The 16,017-nt window shown below is 70.0% G+C and carries 20 protein-coding genes; 14 read left to right on the top strand and 6 right to left on the bottom strand.

Annotated features, from left to right (window positions below; genetic code table 11):
* Window positions 1-77 precede the first annotated feature (77 nt).
* On the bottom strand, window positions 78-692 hold the full coding sequence (locus tag AB0K11_RS25690; protein ID WP_364983871.1) for a Pr6Pr family membrane protein: 615 nt from the start codon (window positions 690-692) through the stop codon (window positions 78-80).
* 97 nt (window positions 693-789) lie between these two features.
* Between AB0K11_RS25690 and AB0K11_RS25685 the strand changes: the two genes are divergently transcribed.
* Window positions 790-2,256, top strand: a complete 1,467-nt coding sequence (locus tag AB0K11_RS25685) for a peptide MFS transporter (RefSeq protein ID WP_364983868.1) — start codon at window positions 790-792, stop codon at window positions 2,254-2,256.
* Between the two features lie 3 nt (window positions 2,257-2,259).
* Here AB0K11_RS25685 and AB0K11_RS25680 read toward each other — a convergent pair whose 3' ends face one another.
* Window positions 2,260-3,210, bottom strand: coding sequence for a threonine/serine dehydratase (locus AB0K11_RS25680; RefSeq protein ID WP_364983865.1), 951 nt, complete (start codon window positions 3,208-3,210; stop codon window positions 2,260-2,262).
* A gap of 116 nt (window positions 3,211-3,326) precedes the next feature.
* On the opposite strand from AB0K11_RS25680, the gene AB0K11_RS25675 reads away from it, so the two are divergent.
* The 5 genes from AB0K11_RS25675 to AB0K11_RS25655 all read left to right on the top strand — a co-directional run bounded on the left by AB0K11_RS25675 (window position 3,327) and on the right by AB0K11_RS25655 (window position 7,115).
* Window positions 3,327-3,752: a thioesterase family protein gene (locus AB0K11_RS25675; protein ID WP_364983862.1), complete on the top strand. Its 426-nt coding sequence runs from the start codon at window positions 3,327-3,329 to the stop codon at window positions 3,750-3,752.
* Window positions 3,753-3,842: 90 nt separating this feature from the next.
* Window positions 3,843-4,832 (top strand): agmatinase, encoded by a 990-nt coding sequence (speB, locus tag AB0K11_RS25670; protein ID WP_364984191.1) that lies wholly within the window; start codon window positions 3,843-3,845, stop codon window positions 4,830-4,832.
* A gap of 4 nt (window positions 4,833-4,836) precedes the next feature.
* Window positions 4,837-5,337 (top strand): N-acetyltransferase family protein, encoded by a 501-nt coding sequence (locus tag AB0K11_RS25665; protein WP_364983859.1) that lies wholly within the window; start codon window positions 4,837-4,839, stop codon window positions 5,335-5,337.
* Between the two features lie 57 nt (window positions 5,338-5,394).
* On the top strand, window positions 5,395-6,864 hold the full coding sequence (locus AB0K11_RS25660; RefSeq protein ID WP_364983856.1) for an MFS transporter: 1,470 nt from the start codon (window positions 5,395-5,397) through the stop codon (window positions 6,862-6,864).
* Window positions 6,861-7,115: a hypothetical protein gene (locus AB0K11_RS25655; protein ID WP_364983853.1), complete on the top strand. Its 255-nt coding sequence runs from the start codon at window positions 6,861-6,863 to the stop codon at window positions 7,113-7,115. Before AB0K11_RS25660 ends, AB0K11_RS25655 begins: the two co-directional genes overlap by 4 nt.
* Here the strand turns inward: AB0K11_RS25655 and AB0K11_RS25650 are convergent.
* Window positions 7,112-7,996 carry a cyclopropane mycolic acid synthase family methyltransferase gene (locus AB0K11_RS25650; protein WP_364983850.1) on the bottom strand — a complete coding sequence of 295 codons (885 nt, stop codon included), beginning with the start codon at window positions 7,994-7,996 and terminating at the stop codon, window positions 7,112-7,114. The genes AB0K11_RS25655 and AB0K11_RS25650 overlap by 4 nt on opposite strands.
* Window positions 7,997-8,178: 182 nt before the next feature.
* On the opposite strand from AB0K11_RS25650, the gene AB0K11_RS25645 reads away from it, so the two are divergent.
* On the top strand, window positions 8,179-8,382 hold the full coding sequence (locus AB0K11_RS25645; protein ID WP_364983846.1) for a hypothetical protein: 204 nt from the start codon (window positions 8,179-8,181) through the stop codon (window positions 8,380-8,382).
* A 35-nt stretch (window positions 8,383-8,417) separates the two neighbouring features.
* On the top strand, window positions 8,418-8,975 hold the full coding sequence (locus tag AB0K11_RS25640; protein WP_364984188.1) for a chorismate mutase: 558 nt from the start codon (window positions 8,418-8,420) through the stop codon (window positions 8,973-8,975).
* A gap of 14 nt (window positions 8,976-8,989) precedes the next feature.
* Here the strand turns inward: AB0K11_RS25640 and AB0K11_RS25635 are convergent, their stop codons facing one another.
* Window positions 8,990-9,277 (bottom strand): antibiotic biosynthesis monooxygenase family protein, encoded by a 288-nt coding sequence (locus AB0K11_RS25635; protein WP_364984185.1) that lies wholly within the window; start codon window positions 9,275-9,277, stop codon window positions 8,990-8,992.
* Window positions 9,278-9,383: 106 nt separating this feature from the next.
* Here AB0K11_RS25635 and AB0K11_RS25630 point away from each other — a divergent pair, with 106 nt between their 5' ends.
* Both AB0K11_RS25630 and AB0K11_RS25625 read left to right on the top strand, forming a co-directional pair.
* Window positions 9,384-10,220 (top strand): SDR family oxidoreductase, encoded by an 837-nt coding sequence (locus AB0K11_RS25630; protein WP_364983843.1) that lies wholly within the window; start codon window positions 9,384-9,386, stop codon window positions 10,218-10,220.
* A 5-nt stretch (window positions 10,221-10,225) separates the two neighbouring features.
* A complete protein-coding gene (locus AB0K11_RS25625; RefSeq protein ID WP_364983840.1) occupies window positions 10,226-10,723 on the top strand; it encodes a DUF6653 family protein in 498 nt (165 codons plus the stop codon).
* A gap of 7 nt (window positions 10,724-10,730) precedes the next feature.
* On the opposite strand, the gene AB0K11_RS25620 is transcribed toward AB0K11_RS25625, so the two are convergent.
* A complete protein-coding gene (locus tag AB0K11_RS25620) occupies window positions 10,731-11,609 on the bottom strand; it encodes a TIGR03854 family LLM class F420-dependent oxidoreductase (protein ID WP_364984183.1) in 879 nt (292 codons plus the stop codon).
* Between the two features lie 89 nt (window positions 11,610-11,698).
* On the opposite strand from AB0K11_RS25620, the gene AB0K11_RS25615 reads away from it, so the two are divergent.
* From AB0K11_RS25615 to AB0K11_RS25605, 3 genes are read left to right on the top strand one after another with little or no spacing between them, the layout of a single operon-like run.
* The gene (locus AB0K11_RS25615; RefSeq protein WP_364983837.1) at window positions 11,699-12,160 is read left to right on the top strand and encodes an SRPBCC family protein; all 462 of its coding nucleotides are present in this window, start codon (window positions 11,699-11,701) and stop codon (window positions 12,158-12,160) included.
* Window positions 12,161-12,213: 53 nt separating this feature from the next.
* Entirely contained in the window at window positions 12,214-12,657 is a 444-nt protein-coding gene (locus tag AB0K11_RS25610) for a hypothetical protein (protein WP_364983834.1), read from the top strand.
* 43 nt (window positions 12,658-12,700) lie between these two features.
* On the top strand, window positions 12,701-13,993 hold the full coding sequence (locus AB0K11_RS25605) for a cytochrome P450 (RefSeq protein WP_364984180.1): 1,293 nt from the start codon (window positions 12,701-12,703) through the stop codon (window positions 13,991-13,993).
* Here AB0K11_RS25605 and AB0K11_RS25600 read toward each other — a convergent pair.
* Window positions 13,891-15,288, bottom strand: a complete 1,398-nt coding sequence (locus tag AB0K11_RS25600) for an FAD-dependent oxidoreductase (RefSeq protein WP_364983830.1) — start codon at window positions 15,286-15,288, stop codon at window positions 13,891-13,893. The two genes, AB0K11_RS25605 and AB0K11_RS25600, sit on opposite strands and share 103 nt — an antisense overlap.
* Before the next feature lie 57 nt (window positions 15,289-15,345).
* Between AB0K11_RS25600 and AB0K11_RS25595 the strand changes: the two genes are divergently transcribed.
* Entirely contained in the window at window positions 15,346-15,990 is a 645-nt protein-coding gene (locus tag AB0K11_RS25595) for a TetR family transcriptional regulator (protein WP_364983827.1), read from the top strand.
* Window positions 15,991-16,017: the final 27 nt, after the last annotated feature.

The following is a 16,017-nucleotide window of genomic DNA, read 5'->3' as shown; positions in this document are numbered from 1 at the left end:
GCACGTGGGTACACGCCCGCGGCGACGACATCAGATTCATCCACGTCTCCTTCATCGGCACACGCCGTCGAATCGTTTCACCCGGACCGCAACCGTGCTGGTGGCGCGGTGCGGCCGAGCGCCATCACGCCGTATCCCAGAGCCAGGAAAACGGCGGCGAGCAGGGCGATGTTGGCGACCACGATCGACAGCCCGACGCTCTGCGGGTCCAGGAAGTAATAGGGCGCGCGCCGGCCGGCGTGGTTGAGCACCGCGAGCGCCACGACCACATACACCGCCGGATAACCCAGCCAGACCAGCGGCTGCCACCACCTGATCCCGGACCGCGCCAGCAGCCACTCGGCCAGCACCAGCACCGGCACCACCACATGCAGCAGGAAGTTCGCCGGCGTGTAACCCATGCTGTAGTCGGTCAGCACGAGATTCCACACCAGCCCGGCGACCACCACGTAGACCACGACGGCGCCGCGCAGTCCGGCGCGGGCGTCGGCACGCGCCGACACCAGGGTGCACAGATAGAACGCCGCCGCCAGCAGGTTGGCCTGGTAGGTGAAGGTGATCAACCGCCACAGGACACCCGAGCGCGACGACAACTCCACCACGACCACCGCGGCCACCACGGCCGCCACGATGGCCACCCGCAGGACAAGCCGCACGATCTGCGGTCCGTGCCGTGTTCTGGTGCCCTCCACCCCAGCGAGGTTAGCGGCTGCCCGGCGTCACCCGCCGCCGCCGGGAGCGGGTTCCGATTCCCGCGCCCACCGGCCGGTGCCGTGGCAAGGTGTCGGCATGACAGCGGTGGACGAGGCCCAGGAGCGGCCGGCCGGACGGACGCTCTTCGGGCACCCCGTCGGCCTGGCCAATCTGTTCGGCGTCGAACTGTGGGAGCGGTTCTCCTACTACGGAATGGTCACCATCCTCGGCTACTACCTCTACTACGAGGTCACCGAGGGCGGGCTCGGCCTGCCGCAGGCCACCGCGACCGGCATCGTCGGCGCTTACGGCGGATTGGTGTATCTGTCCACCGTGCTGGGCGGCTGGGTCGCCGACCGGCTGCTCGGCATGGAGCGCACCGTCTTCTACGGCGGTGTGGTGGTGATGCTCGGGCACATCGCGTTGGCGCTGCTGCCCGGTCTCGCCGGGGTCGGGACCGGTCTGGTGTTCGTCGCACTCGGGTCGGGAGCGCTCAAGGCCAACGCCTCGTCGCTGCTCGGCACGCTGTACGCGAAGGGCGATCCGCGCGCCGACGGCGGGTTCACTCTCTTCTATCTGGGCATCAACCTCGGCGCATTCATCGGCCCGCTCATCACCGGCCTCCTGCAGAACAACCTCGGTTTCCACTACGGCTTCGGAGCCGCGGCGATCGGGATGGCCCTCGGGTTGATCCAGTACGTCGCCTTCCGCCGCAACCTGGGCACGCATGGACGTGACGTGCCGAACCCGTTGCCGCACAGCTCCATCTGGAAATTCGTCGCTGTCCTGGCCGTCGTGGCGCTCGTGGTCGCAGGCGCGTTCGTCGTAGGCCTGGTGACACTGGCGAACCTGTCGCAGGTCACCACGGTGGTCATCGTGGTGGCATCCGTCGGCTACTTCGTGGTGATGCTGACCAGTAAGAAGGTCGAGCCCATCGAGAAGACCCGGGTCCGGGCCTTCATCCCGCTGTTCATCGCCAACGCGGTGTTCTGGTCGCTGTTCCAGCAGATCTTCACTGTGCTCGCGGTGTACTCCGACGAGCGGATGAACTGGTCGATCTTCGGGTGGACCGCACCGTCGAGTTGGATCGGCTCCATCGAACCTGTGTGGATCATCCTGCTCTCACCGCTGTTCGCGGTGATGTGGACCCGGTTGGGCACCCGAGCGCCGACCACCCCCCGCAAGTTCGCCTACGGCGTGATGGGGATGGGCCTGGCGTTCCTGTGTTTCCTGCCGATGGCAGGCACCACTGGCCGGACGGTCCCGGCGCTGTTCGTGGCCGGAGTCCTCGCCGTGTTCGCGGTGTCGGAGCTGCTGCTGTCGCCGATCGGCTTGTCGGTCACCACGAAGCTTGCGCCCGAGGCGTTCCGGGCGCAGATGATGGCGCTGTACTTCTTCTCCGTCGGGCTCGGCACCGCGATGTCGGGCGTGCTCGCCGGATATTACGACCCGGCACGCGAATTCGCGTACTTCGGGATCCTCGGGTTGGTGGCGATCGCGGTCGGGGCGGTCGTCTTCGCCGTGTCAGGTCCGATCAGCCGGCTGATGGAGGGTGTGCACTAGCGGTCAGCCGGCCAGGATCTGTTGCAGCGCGGCGGGTTCGATGTTGCCGCCCGACACGACGACGACCGTCCGCCCGGGTGGCGCCACACGGCGGCGATGGGCGGCGAGGGCGACCGCGCCGCTGGCCTCGGCCACCAGGTGCGCCCGGAACGTCAGTTCCCGTACGGCGGAACGGATCTCGTCCTCGGACACGGTGAACACGTCGTCGAGTACGTGCTGCAGATGAGCGAAGGTGAGCTCGGAGGGCTGGGAGCGCAGACCGTCGGCGATCGTGCGGTTGCGGCGCTCGATGGGCCAGTCGACGCGGTGGCCCAGCCGCAGCGCCTCGGCCGTGTCGGCGGCCAGTTCCGGTTCGACGCCGAACACCCTGGCGTGCGGGCAGAGTGCCTTGATGGCCGTGCCGATGCCCGACGCCAGCCCGCCGCCGCTGACCGGGACGAGCACGTTGTCGACCTCGGGCAGGTCCTCGGCGATCTCCAAGCCGATGGTGCCCTGGCCGGCGATGATGTCCGGGTGGTCGAACGGCGGCACCAGCACGCCGCCGGTGCGCTCGACCAGCTCGGCGGCGACCGCCTCACGCCGGCCCGGTCCGCACAGCACCACCTCGGCGCCGTGGCCGCGGGTCGCCTCGACCTTGACCGCCGGCGTCTCCTCGGGCATGACGATGTGCGCCGGGCAACCGAATCGGGCGGCGGCGAACGCGACCGCCTGCGCGTGGTTGCCGCTCGAGTAGGCCACCACACCGCGGGCCCGCACGTCGGGGTCGAGGCGGCCGATGGCGTGGAAGGCGCCACGAACCTTGAACGCCCCTACGGCCTGCAGGCTCTCGGGTTTGAGCCACAGTGGGCGGTCCGGGTCGCCGGCCCAGCCGGCCGGCACCAGCGGGGTACGGAGGACGGCGTCACGGATCCGGTCGGCCGCGGCGCGGATGTCGTCGATGGTGACGAGTTGCACCCACCCAGTGTGCCCGCGACCCGGATCGGCCCGTGCGGCGGGCGTGAAGCCCGTGCCACGGCCAGGTCCCGTTGTCGCCGGAATGCCCGCCGGACCACGCGGTTAGGGTGAGCCCCGTGTCCACCGATCCTTCGCCACCGGGCTTCTCACTGCCGATCGTGCCGCGCTACGCGGAGGTCGACCAGCAGGGCGTGGTGTTCAACGGTCACTACCTCACCTGGTTCGACGAGGCATGTACGGGTTTCCTCGACCACCTCGACGCGACGGAGTCCGCACTGTTCGGCACGGGCCACGACCTGCAGGTGGTGCACACCGAAATCGACTACCTCGCGCCGATCCGGTGGCGCGACCGCGTCCGGGTGGCCGTGCGCTGCGATCGCATCGGTACGACGAGCTTCACGCTCGCCTTCACGGTGTTGCACAGCCGGCCGGATCTGGCCGAGCGGGCCGCCGTGCTGGGTCGCACCGTCTATGTCGTGGTGGCGACCCGGGATTGGGCCAAGCGGCCGGTTCCCGACGAACTGCGGGCCGCGCTGACGTGATCGGGCGCCGGCGCGCCGTCGTAGCGGTACCGTCGTCGAATGGGCGATGCCGGTTCCGGTGGCGGGCCGCGGCGCGAGCTGCCGCCCGGAATGGTCGAACAACTCGAACTCGCTTACTCGGGCATGGTGTCCTTCGGTCAGCGGCCGGTGCTGACCGAGACCGGTCAACTCGAGGAATGGCGACCAGACGTCGCCATCGTGGGGGCGCCCTTCGACATCGGCACCACCAACCGCCCCGGCGCCCGGTTCGGCCCGCGCGCCATCCGGTCCACCGCCTACGAGCCCGGCACCTACCATCTCGATCTGGGGCTGGAGATCTTCGACTGGCTCGAGGTGGTCGACTTCGGTGACGCGTACTGCCCGCACGGTCAGACCGAGGTGTCGCACAACAACATTCGAGAACGGGTGCACGCCGTCGCGTCCCGCGGGATCGTGCCCGTGGTGCTGGGCGGCGACCATTCGATCACCTGGCCGGCCGCCACCGCGGTGGCCGACGTGCACGGCTACGGCAACGTCGGCATCGTGCACTTCGACGCGCACGCCGACACCGCCGACGACATCGAGGGCAACCTCGCCAGCCACGGCACACCGATGCGCCGCCTGATCGAGTCCGGCGCGGTGCCGGGCACGCATTTCGTCCAGGTGGGCCTGCGCGGCTACTGGCCGCCGCAGGACACCTTCGAGTGGATGCTCGAACAGGGCATGACATGGCACACTATGCAGGAGATCTGGGAGCGGGGTTTCAAGGACGTCATGCGCGACGCGGTCGGCGAGGCGCTGGCCAAGGCCGACAAACTCTATGTGTCGGTCGACATCGACGTCCTGGACCCGGCACACGCGCCCGGCACGGGAACCCCTGAACCGGGCGGCATCACGAGTGCCGACCTGCTGCGGATGGTGCGGCAACTGTGTTACGAGCACGACGTGGCGGGGGTCGACGTGGTCGAGGTCGCGCCCGCCTACGACCACGCCGAACTCACGGTGAACGCGGCCCACCGGGTGGTCTTCGAGGCCCTCGCCGGGATGGCTGCGCGCCGCCGCGATGCCGCAGGCGCGACGCCGGGCCCGCCGTCGAGGTGAGCCGGTGGTGACCGTGCGCCCGGCGGTCGAATCCGACCTCGCCGCCGTCGCCGAGATCTACGCCCGGCACGTCCTCGACGGCGTCGCGACGTTCGAACTGGAACCGCCCGACAGCGCCGAATGGCGACGACGCCTGCGGACGGTCCGCAGCGCCGGTCTGCCGTTCTTGGTCGCCGCGGCGGCCGGGGAGGTCGCCGGGTACGCGTACTGCGCGCCGTGGAAACCGCGTCCGGCCTACCGGCAGACCGTCGAGGACTCGGTCTATCTGGCGCCGGAAGCAGCCGGTCGCGGCATCGGCGGCCGGCTGCTCGATCATCTCCTCGCCGACTGCTCGGCTGCGGACATCCGCCAGGTGATCGCCGTCATCGTCGATGCGGATGCGGCGGCTTCGGTTGCGCTGCACCGCAGCCGGGGCTTCGTCGAGGCCGGCAGGCTGACGGCGGTGGGCTTCAAGCACGGCCGGTGGCTCGACACCCTGCTGCTGCAGCGCGATCTCGGCGGGTGAGACGGCCGAACCTGGGTACTCCTGGCCTCGTCTCACCAACGACGGCAGGAGGCGGCCATGGGTTCGGGCACGATCACCACCGAGGTACCGGGACGGCTGGATCGCCTGCCCTGGTCCAAGTTCCACTGGCGGGTGGTACTCGGTCTGGGCGGGGTGTGGGTTCTCGACGGGCTCGAAGTCACCATGGTCGGCAACGTCGCCTCGCGGCTGACCGAGGAAGGCAGCGGCATCGAACTCGGCGCCGGTCAGATCGGCGTCGCCGCCGCCCTGTACATCGCGGGCGCCTGCCTGGGTGCGCTGTTCTTCGGTCAGCTCACCGACCGGTTCGGCCGCAAGAAGCTGTTCATCCTGACGCTCGCGGTCTACCTCGCCGCCACCGTGGCGACGGCGTTCTCGTTCGCGCCGTGGTACTTCTTCATCTGCCGGTTCCTGACCGGCGCCGGAATCGGCGGTGAGTACGCGGCGATCAACTCGGCGATCGACGAGCTGATCCCGGCCCGGGTGCGGGGCCGCGTGGACCTCGTCATCAACGGTTCGTACTGGCTGGGCGCCGCCGGCGGGGCGCTGGGGGCGCTGTTGCTGCTCAACACCGACATCTTCCCCGCCGACATCGGCTGGCGGATCGCGTTCGGGATCGGCGCGGTGTTCGGACTGGTGGTACTCGTCGTCCGCCGCCACGTGCCGGAGAGCCCGCGCTGGCTGTTCATCCACGGCCGCGAGGACGAGGCCGAGCGCATCGTCGGCGACATCGAGGCCGAGGTGGAACGCGAGACGGGACAGCAACTCGCCGAACCCGAAGGCTCGCTGCGCATCCGGCAGCGCAAGACCATCTCGTTCGCCGAGATCGCCCGGGTGGCGTTCACCCGCTACCCCAGGCGCGCTGTTCTCTGCCTGGCCCTGTTCGTCGGTCAGGCGTTCCTCTACAACGCCTTCACGTTCAATCTCGGCACACTGCTCAACGGGTTCTACGGCGTGGCCTCCGGTTCGGTCCCGGTGTTCTACGCCCTGTGGGCGGTGAGCAACTTCGCCGGACCGGTGCTGCTCGGGCACTTCTTCGACTCGGTCGGACGGAAACCGATGATCGCGGTGTCCTATCTCGGATCGGCCGCGGTCGCCGTGGTCCTCGCGGGTCTCTTCGTCATGGAGATGGGCGGCGTCTGGGTCTTCCTCGCCGTGCTGATGGTGTGTTTCTTCCTGGCCTCGGCGGGCGCAAGTTCGGCCTACCTCACGGTGAGCGAGATCTTCCCGATGGAGACGCGGGCCATGGCGATCGCCTTCTTCTTCGCGGTGGGCACCGCCGTCGGTGGCATCACCGGACCGCTGCTGTTCGGGCAGCTCATCGAGTCATCCGACCGCGGTCTGGCGGCCATCGGATTTCTCGTCGGCGCGGCGGTGATGGCACTCGGCGGCATCGCCGAACTCGTCCTCGGTGTGAAGGCCGAAGGCCGGCGACTCGAGGACATCGCCGCGCCGCTGACCACCGCCGACGACTCGCCCGAAGGGGCTACCGAGGGGGCACGCGCGTGACCGTCGCCTGCCGCGTCTTCGGTCACAACCCGAGCTTCAACGCCGAAGGACCGGTGATGCGCTGGGCGTGTGCGCGCTGCGGCGGCGATGCGGGCGAGAAGGAGTACCCGACCGCTGCGCACGCGACGCGGTACGCCACGGCGTTCAACCGGCGCGACGCCGACGACCTCGGTAGGCGCGCGCCGCTGCTGGGCCTGCTGCCGCTGCGGCTGTGGCGCAGGTTGCGCCGCCGCGACGGAACGGGTGGTTAGCCCTTGGTCAGGGTGAACTGGCAGACGTCGGTGTAGCCCTCGCGGAACAGGTCGGCGCATCCGGTGAGGTACTTCATGTACCGCTCGTAGACCTCTTCGGACTGGATGGCGATCGCCTCGTCCTTGCGGGACTCGAGTGCGGCCGACCAGATGTCCAGCGTGCGGGCGTAGTGCAGCCGCAGCGGCTGCACCAGCTTGACCTCGAAGCCGGCCTTGCGGGCCCGCTCCTCGACCGCGCTGACCTGGGGCAGGTCCCCGCCCGGGAAGATCTCGTCCATGATGAACTTGAAGAACCGCAGCTTGTTCATCGTGATCGGCAGCCCGCGCTCGGCGAACTCCTCGTTGCTGGGCTTGACGATGGTGTGCAGCATCATCACCCCGTCGGCGGGCAGCGCCTCGTAGGCCATCTTGAAGAACTCGTCGTAGCGGTCGCGGCCGAAGTGCTCGAACGCGCCGATGGAGACGATCCGGTCCACCGGCTCGTGGAACTGCTCCCAGCCCTGCAGCAGCACGCGCCGGTTCCTGGCGGTGTCCAGGCCGTCGAGCACCTTCTGCACGTGGGCCTGCTGGTTCTTGCTCAGCGTCAGTCCGACGACGTTCACGTCGAAGCGCTCGAGGGCACGCTTGATCGTGGTGCCCCACCCGCAGCCGACGTCGAGCAGCGTCATGCCGGGCTCAAGCCCGAGCTTGCCCAGCGACAGGTCGATCTTCGCGAGCTGCGCCTCTTCCAGAGTCATGTCGTCGCGCTCGAAGTAGGCGCAGCTGTAGGTCTGGGTCGGGTCGAGGAACAGCCGGTAGAACTCGTCGGACAGGTCGTAGTGGTGCTGGACGTCCTCGAAGTGCGGCTTCAGGTCCTGGGTCTCACTCGGTGTTTCTGGCAAGGTGCAACCTCTGAACGTTTGGTCTTCGTGATGTTGTCCGGCGCTCCGCTTGTCTCGAGAGCCGCCCCCGTTGACAGCGCAGTCTACGCACAGCACCCTCGGCGACCTGCATCGGTGAGCCGCGGCACTATCGTGGAGGCACGTCAGAGCAGACCGTTCGCAAGGTGAAGGGGGAACTGACCATGACCGATCCCGCATTCGACCGCGATGCCGCGGAAGCCGACGTCGCCGAACAGTCGATCCCCGTCGAGGTGAGCGACGACGATCCCGACCTGGCCGACGCGCGCACGGCGATCTCGCGCGACCAGGACGGAAGCGAGGCCGACCTGCTGGATCAGGCCCTCGCGGTCCCCCTGACCGACGACGAACCGGACGTCGACCGCTGACCGCCCGTACCGCGGCCGCGGGCCGCAGTCTCCGAATCGGCCTGTGCGCGGTCATGGTCCTACCGGTGGCCTGCGGGCTGTGGCCCGTCGCCACTGCGTCGGCGGACCCCAGGTCGCCGTTGACCGCCCTGGTCGACACCGCGGCGCAGCGGCTGGCGGTCGCCGAGCCGGTGGCCGCGAACAAGTGGCACACCGGTGGGCCGATCACCGACCCCGCCCGCGCACAGCAGGTGCTCGACCAGGTGGCCGCCGACGCCACAGCCCGGGGCATCGATGCCACCAGGGTCCGCCGCATCTTCACCGACCAGATCGACGCCACCGAGGCGATCGAGTACAGCCGCTTCGCCCAGTGGAAGCTCGACCCGGTGTCGGCTCCCGGGCACAGCCCGGACCTGGCGGCGTCGCGCGCCACGATCGACGGCTTCAACCGCGCGATGGTCGCCGAGTTGGCCACCCACTGGACGCTGCTGCGCTCCCCTGACTGCGCCGCCCGGCTCGGGGAGGCCAGGGCCGGAGTCGGCGACGCCCGCGGGCTGGACGGGATGTACCGGCAGGCCCTCGACGCCGCCACCCGGTCGTACTGCGACCGCTGAAGGCCTGGGCTCGCTCAGCTCAACGAGCGGGCGCCCGCGACGTCGTACTCGGCCACCGACGCGGACAGCATCGCCGCGCCCTGCGCCTCGCTGGGGCCGCTGCCGCGGAACGCCTCGACCGCCTCCTGCGATTCCCATCGTTCGTACACGTTCACCCGGCCGGCGTCGACGAGGTCCGCCGAGATCACGAAGTCCAGGCAGCCCGTCGCGGCACGGGCCTGTCTGACCACGTCGAGGCATCCGGCCAGGTAGGTGTCACGCTGCCCGCGCTGCACCGTCAGGTGTCCTGCCACGATGACCATGCGTCCTCCTCTGTTGCCGTCCATGTGCAGACCACGCTGCCGGGGCCGGCTCATCGGTGCCAGGATGATCTCCGACAGCGAGGTCGACACGGCGAGGAGCGGACGGATGCCGGCAGCGGAGAAGTCGATATTCATCACCGGCGCCGGTAGCGGGATGGGCCGCGAGGGCGCAAAGCTGTTCCACCGCGAGGGCTGGCGGGTGGCCGCGGTGGACCGCAACGAGGACGGGCTGTCGTCGCTGCGTGCCGATGTGGGTGCCGACCGGCTCTGGACGGCGAGGGTGGACGTCACCGACAGGTCGTCCCTGGACGCGGCGCTGGCCGAGTTCTGCGGAGGCAACCCCGACGGCGGGCTCGACATGATGTGGAACAACGCAGGCATCGGCGAGTCGGGGTGGTTCGAGGACGTGCCCTACGATGCCGCGATGCGGGTGGTCGAGGTGAACTTCACGGCCGTCCTCACCGGCGCCTACGGATCACTGCCCTATCTGAAGAGGCGGCCGGGCAGCCTGATGTTCTCGACGTCGTCGTCGTCGGCCACCTACGGCATGCCGCACATCGCCGTGTACTCCGCGACCAAACACGCCGTGAAGGGCCTCACCGAGGCGCTCAGCGTCGAGTGGCAGCGCCACGGGGTCCGGGTCGCCGACGTGCTGCCAGGGCTCATCGACACCGCCATCCTCGCCGAGACCCCCAACCACTCGGCCAACGGCCGGACCTCGACGCCGCAGGACGTGACCGCCTCCGCGCCGAAGAAGGGCATGTTCCGGCTGATGCCGGCGTCCAGCGTCGCCGACGCGGCATGGGCGGCCTACCGGCATCCGCGTCGGCTGCACTGGTACGTGCCCGACAGCATCCGCTGGATCGACCGCCTCAAGGCCGTCAGCCCGGAGTGGGTGCGCGGCCGGATCGTCAAGGAACTCCCGACCATCACCGAGCGGTAGACCCGGTGACCCTGCAGGCCGGGCTGTCCGCGGTGTTCGGACTCCGAGATCCGGAGTCGTGGCGCAGGCATGCCAACCCGTTCAGCGTCTACACCAGGATCCCGATCACCGTCGCCCTCGCGCTCGCGGTGTGGAGCCGGGTGTGGCTCGGCTGGTGGGCGCTCGTCCCCGTCGCCGCGGTGGTGGTGTGGACGGCGGTCAATCCGCGGGTGTTCCCGGCGCCCCGGACGTTCGACAGCTGGGCGTCGCGGGCGGTACTCGGCGAGAAGTACTGGGGCGAGCGGAAACTCAGGCCAGTCCCGAAGCGGCACCGGACGGCGCCGCTGGTGCTCGGTGCGCTCAGCGCTGCCGGGCTGCCGTTCCTGGTGTGGGGTCTGCTGGTGTACGACCCGTGGCTGACGGCCTTCGGCGTCGCCGTCCAGACGGCAGGCAAGCTGTGGTTCATGGACCGGATGGCGCTGCTCTGCGACGACATGACGGTCGTCGACACCGACGCCGGATAGCGGCCGCTCAGTTCTGCCGGGGCAGGAGTTCGGCGGCGAACCGGTCGACGAACGATGCGAGGTCGCCGCCGCCCGAGGGCCGGATCACGAACTTGCTCAACCCGGCCGCCACGTAGTCGTCGAGCTGGCGGTGCAGCTGCGGCCAGTCGGCGGCGATCAGCGCGGCCGGGTCGACGTCGGGCCTGCGCTTGCGCACCATCGCCGCCACGTCGTCGGGTATGGCGCCGTCGCACACCGCCAGGCTGATGCCGAAGTGGTCGGGTTCGATCTCGCGGCCGGCGGCCGCCGCGGCGCGCTCGATCTGTTCGCGGGCCTCGCGCGCCTCCGACGCGGTCACGAAGCTGCCCAGCCAGCCGTCGGCGAGCCGGCCGATGCGGCGGAAGGCCGCGGGGGCCGAGCCGCCCAGCCAGATGTCGAGCGGCGGGTCCGGCAGCGGGGCCACCGCCAGTGCACGCACCGTGTAGTGCTCGCCGTCGAAGGCGCCGCCACCCCGGAGCGCGTTGCGCAGCAGCAGCAGCGCCTCGTCGAACACCTCGGCGCGCTTGCCCTCGGGCACGACGAACAGGTCGCGCTCGGCGGGGATGGCCGATGTCAGACCGAATGCGGGCAGCACCCGCCTCGGCGCCAGGGCCGCCAGCGACGCCAGCTGCTTGGCGACCAGCACCGGATGGCGGCCGGGGAGGATGGCCACCGACGTGCCGACCTTGAGCCGGGTGGTGCGCCCCAGCGCGTAGGCCATCCCGACGAACGGGTCGACCGCCGCGGTGTAGACGAGTTCGGAGAACCACAGGGAGTCGATCCCGACGGCCTCCAACTGGTCGACGACGCCGGCAAGCCGGCCGGGGCCGGTGTCGGCGCCCAGCCCGACGCCGAAGCGGATCTTCACAGCCACCCCGACGATGCTACGGAGAGGGCACCGGGTCGTCTGGCACGCTGACTCTCGAACCGTCGACGAACACGCCTGGAGGGAAAGTCATGCACGCTGCTGTGACCGTGACGATGTCCGCACCTGCCGACCGGATCTGGGAGCTGGTCGCCGACGTCCGCAACACCGGCCGGTTCTCCCCCGAGGTGATGGAGGCCGAGTGGCTCGACGGCGCCACCGGCCCGGCGCTGGGCGCCCGCTTCCGCGGGCACGTCAAGCGCAACGAGATCGGTCCGGTCTACTGGACCGTCTGCCGCGTCACGGCCTGTGAACCGGGCCGCGAGTTCGGCTTCGAGGTGCTCATCGGTGACCGGCCGGTCAACAACTGGCACTACCGGTTCGACCCGGTCGACGGCGGCACCGACGTCACCGAGTCGTTCCGGATGACCGAGGGACCGCTGGCGACCGTATTCGGCATCTTCGGCGGTCAGCTCCGCACCCGGCGCAACAAGCGCGACATGCGCAAGACGCTGGAACGGATCAAGGCCGTCGTCGAAGAGCCCGCGACGTAGCGGAGCCGGGAGCGGCGCGATTGGCCGACGCGCGCACGGGTATCCGAACCGCTGTGAGCGAGCAGCCCGACACCCCCGCGGACATCGACCGAAGGCCCTCCGGGGTCAGCGACGACACCATCGAAGCGGTCGGGTCGGTCTCCGAGGCGCTGGAATGGGTGGAACGGGCCCGCGGCCACCTGTATGAGTTCCACCAGCTGATGGGGCATGCGGACCTGCTTCTCGGCGAGGCGTGCGACAAGCTGCGCGACGCCGGGCACGACGAGGTGGCCGACCGGCTGAGCACCGAGATGGTCGGCCGCAACGTGCTCTACGGCCGGTGGACGTTCCAGATCGTCGAGGACTTCGATGACAACTACTGGTCGGTGATGCGCGAGCACGAGCGCCGGGTCCGCGACGAGCTGCAGCAGGGCATGCGGCACGTCTTCGAGGCCAGGATGAAGGAGGACCGGCGCACCCGAGGCAGGTCCGGTCACGAGGGTCGTCCGCAGGACTAGGCTCGGTGCGGGACTCCATCATCGAGCGGCGGGCGACGTGAAACTGGGTGAAGCGCAGGTACCGGAGCGGGTCAACGGGGCGGCGCCACCGGACATCCCGCTGGCCGACGTCAACCTGGGTTCGTGGGATTTCTGGTCGTATGACGACGACATCCGTGACGGCGCATTCGCGACGCTGCGTCGGGAGGCACCGATCTCGTTCCATCCCTCGTTCGTCCTGCAGAACGCCGACCCCATCGCCGGCCACTGGGCGTTCACCCGCCATGACGACGTCTTCCACGCGAGCAGGCATCCCGAGGTCTTCAGTTCGGCGGGCGGCATCACCGTCGGCGACCAGTCGCCGGAACTCGCCGAGTACTTCGGTTCGATGATCGCGATGGACGACCCGCGGCACACCCGGCTGCGCAACATCGTCCGCAGCGCGTTCACCCCGCGGGTGCTGACCCTCATCGAGGACGCGGTGCGCGACCGCGCGCGCCGGCTGGTCGCGGACATGGTCGCGGCTCATCCCGGCGGCGAGGCGGACCTGGTGAGCGAGTTCGCCGGTCCCCTGCCACTGCAGATCATCTGCGACATGATGGGCATCCCCGAGAGCGACCATCAGCGGATCTTCCACTGGACAAATGTGATCCTCGGCTTCGGCGACCCTGACATCACCAACGACTTCGACGAGTTCGTCACGGTGGCGATGGACATCGGCGGTTACGCCACCGCACTCGCCGACGACCGGCGCAGCCATCCGGGTGAGGACCTGACCACCAGCCTGGTGCAGGCCGAGGTCGACGGCGAGCGGCTGACGTCGAGCGAGATCGCGTCGTTCTTCATCCTGTTGGTCGTCGCGGGCAACGAGACCACCCGCAACGCCATCAGTCACGGGGTCCTGGCGCTGAGCCGGTATCCCGAACAGCGCCGGATCTGGTGGGACGACTACGCATCGGTGGCGCCGACGGCGGTCGAGGAGGTGGTGCGGTGGGCGTCGCCGGTGGCCTACATGCGGCGGACGCTCACCCGGGACGTCGAGATGCGCGGGGTGCGGATGGCCGCCGGGGACAAGGTGACGCTCTGGTACGGCTCGGCCAACCGGGACGAGGCCAAATTCACCGACCCGTGGATGTTCGATGTGCGCCGCCACCCCAACCCGCACGTCGGATTCGGCGGCGGCGGCGCCCACTTCTGCCTCGGCGCCAACCTCGCGCGGCGTGAGATCACCGTCGCGTTCGAGGAACTGCACCGTCAGGTGCCCGACCTCACCGCCACCGCCGAACCGGACCGGCTGCATTCGGCGTTCATCCACGGCATCAAGCGGTTACCGGTGGCCTGGGCGCCGACGCGCTGACAGAGTTCGGCGAGCTCGGTCCGCGTCGGCCCGTCCGGCACATCGGGGCGCCAGCCGGACGCGAAGATCTCCCTCGCGCGCGGCTCCACCCGCGTCAGCGTCGCGGGCAGCGCGCGCATCGACTGATACGGCGCGACCACGTCGCGCAGCCGCGGGTCGGCGTCGGCGGCAGCGACGATCAGATCCGACGGCAGCCGGCTATGCAGGTCGACGTCGCCGCTCTTCCAGCGGCGCACCCGGGCGGCGTCGCAGAGCCGGTGGTCCTCGAACCACGGCCTGATGTGTTCGGTGCACCAGCTATCGAAATCCACTGTGGCCGAATCGATGTCGATGCCGTTCTGGTCGATCGCGGCGACCAGACGCCGCACCTGCAGCATCGCCAGTGCGACACCGCGCCCGGCCAGCGGCGTGGTGGTGCACACCGCGTCGCCCACCGAGACGAGTCCGGGCAGGACCGGACGGCCGACGTCGTCGAGTTGGCCGCGGTAGGCGTTGTACAGCCGGCCTCCCGCCAGGGCCGGCGAAAGGGGTTGTGCGCGTTCATCGTCGATCCACTCGGCGAGCCGGGGAATGGCGCGCACGGCTTCTTCGAACACGGCGTCGTGGCGGAGCAGCCGCAACCGCCGGTCGCCGCCGTCGTGGGTGACGGTCACCGAGAACGTGCGGTCGTCGTGCACGAAGGCGATCGCGAAGTGGGTCGGAAAGTTCAGTGACAGCCCGATCGGCGAGTTCGTCGCCCCCGGTGGCGCCCCGTCGCGCAGCCGGTACTGCCGGGTGACGTAGACGGCGCCGCAGTCCTCGCCCTCGGCGGGCGGACGGATGCCCTCGGTGAAGCGACTCGCCCGACCCGACGCGTCGACCACCACGTCGGCCGACACCACGCGACCGTCCACGACCACCCCGGCGGCCCGTCCCGAGCGGCGCCACACGGCATCGACGTGCCCGGTGCGCAGGGTCACGGCCGGCTCGGCGACGGTGTGGCGGCGCAGCACCCGCTCGAACGTCGAGCGGCGGCATCGCAGTGCGGCGGGACGGCCGTCGGCGTCTGCTGGCACCGACGCGCCTCCCGCCAGGAGGGTGGCGAGCACGTCGGGTGCCTCGTGCGAGAGGGCCTCGACGACCTGAGGCCGGAAGGTGTGGGCGTGTTCGAACTGCATCACTCCGCGGCGGCGCCACGGTCCGGAGGCCGGCGGCCCCGGATCACGGTCGACGACGGTTACCCGGAGGCCCCGCCGGGCCAGCGTCAGGGCGGTGAACAGACCGGTGGGACCCGCCCCGACCACGAGGACGTGCATTGGGCATCTCACTTCAGGTAACGTCTGGTGTAATGAATACACACAGAGTCACCTGAAATGGCCGGCGCTGTCAAGCGGGGCTATCACTCGGAGGTTCGCGCCGCCCAGGCACGCGAAACCCGCCGCGCCGTGGTCGCCGCCGCCGACCGACTGTTCGTGGAACGCGGTTACGGGGCGACGACCGTCGACGCCGTGGCCGCGGCGGCCGCCGTCAGCCGCAAGACGGTGTTCACCGCCGTGGGCGGCAAACTCGACCTGCTCAGGACGGCGATCGAGTGGGCTGTCGCCGGGGACGACCTGCCGGTGGCCGTCGCCGACCGCGCCGGCCTGCGGGATGTGTTGAACCACTCCGACCCCCGTGCGCTGCTGTGGGGTTGCGCACAGGTGAGTACCCAGATCAACGGCCGGGTGGCCGCCCTGAGCCTGGTGCTCGACGGTGCGGCGGGTGCTGATCCCGAGGCGCGGGCACTCGCCGACGAGGGCCACGCGCACCGCCTCGAGGACGCACGGACCGTCGTCGATCGGCTGCGCACCCTCGGCGCGCTGACGGGGCGCCTGCCACCGGAGGAAGCCGTCGACGTGGTCTGGTTGGCGATCGACCCCGGGCTGTACGACCGGCTGGTACGGATCCGCGGGTGGGCGCCCGCGCGTTTCGAGAGTCGGCTCGCCGACAGCCTGGTGGCCGCACTGCTCGACGAGTGACGGTTTGCCCCACGGTGTCGCGGGCAC

The organism is Mycobacterium sp. NPDC050551, assembly GCF_040674075.1.
Lineage (GTDB): Bacteria > Actinomycetota > Actinomycetes > Mycobacteriales > Mycobacteriaceae > Mycobacterium.
The sequence above is the reverse complement of the archived record's forward strand: the minus strand, read 5'-3'. Positions and strand labels throughout refer to the sequence as shown.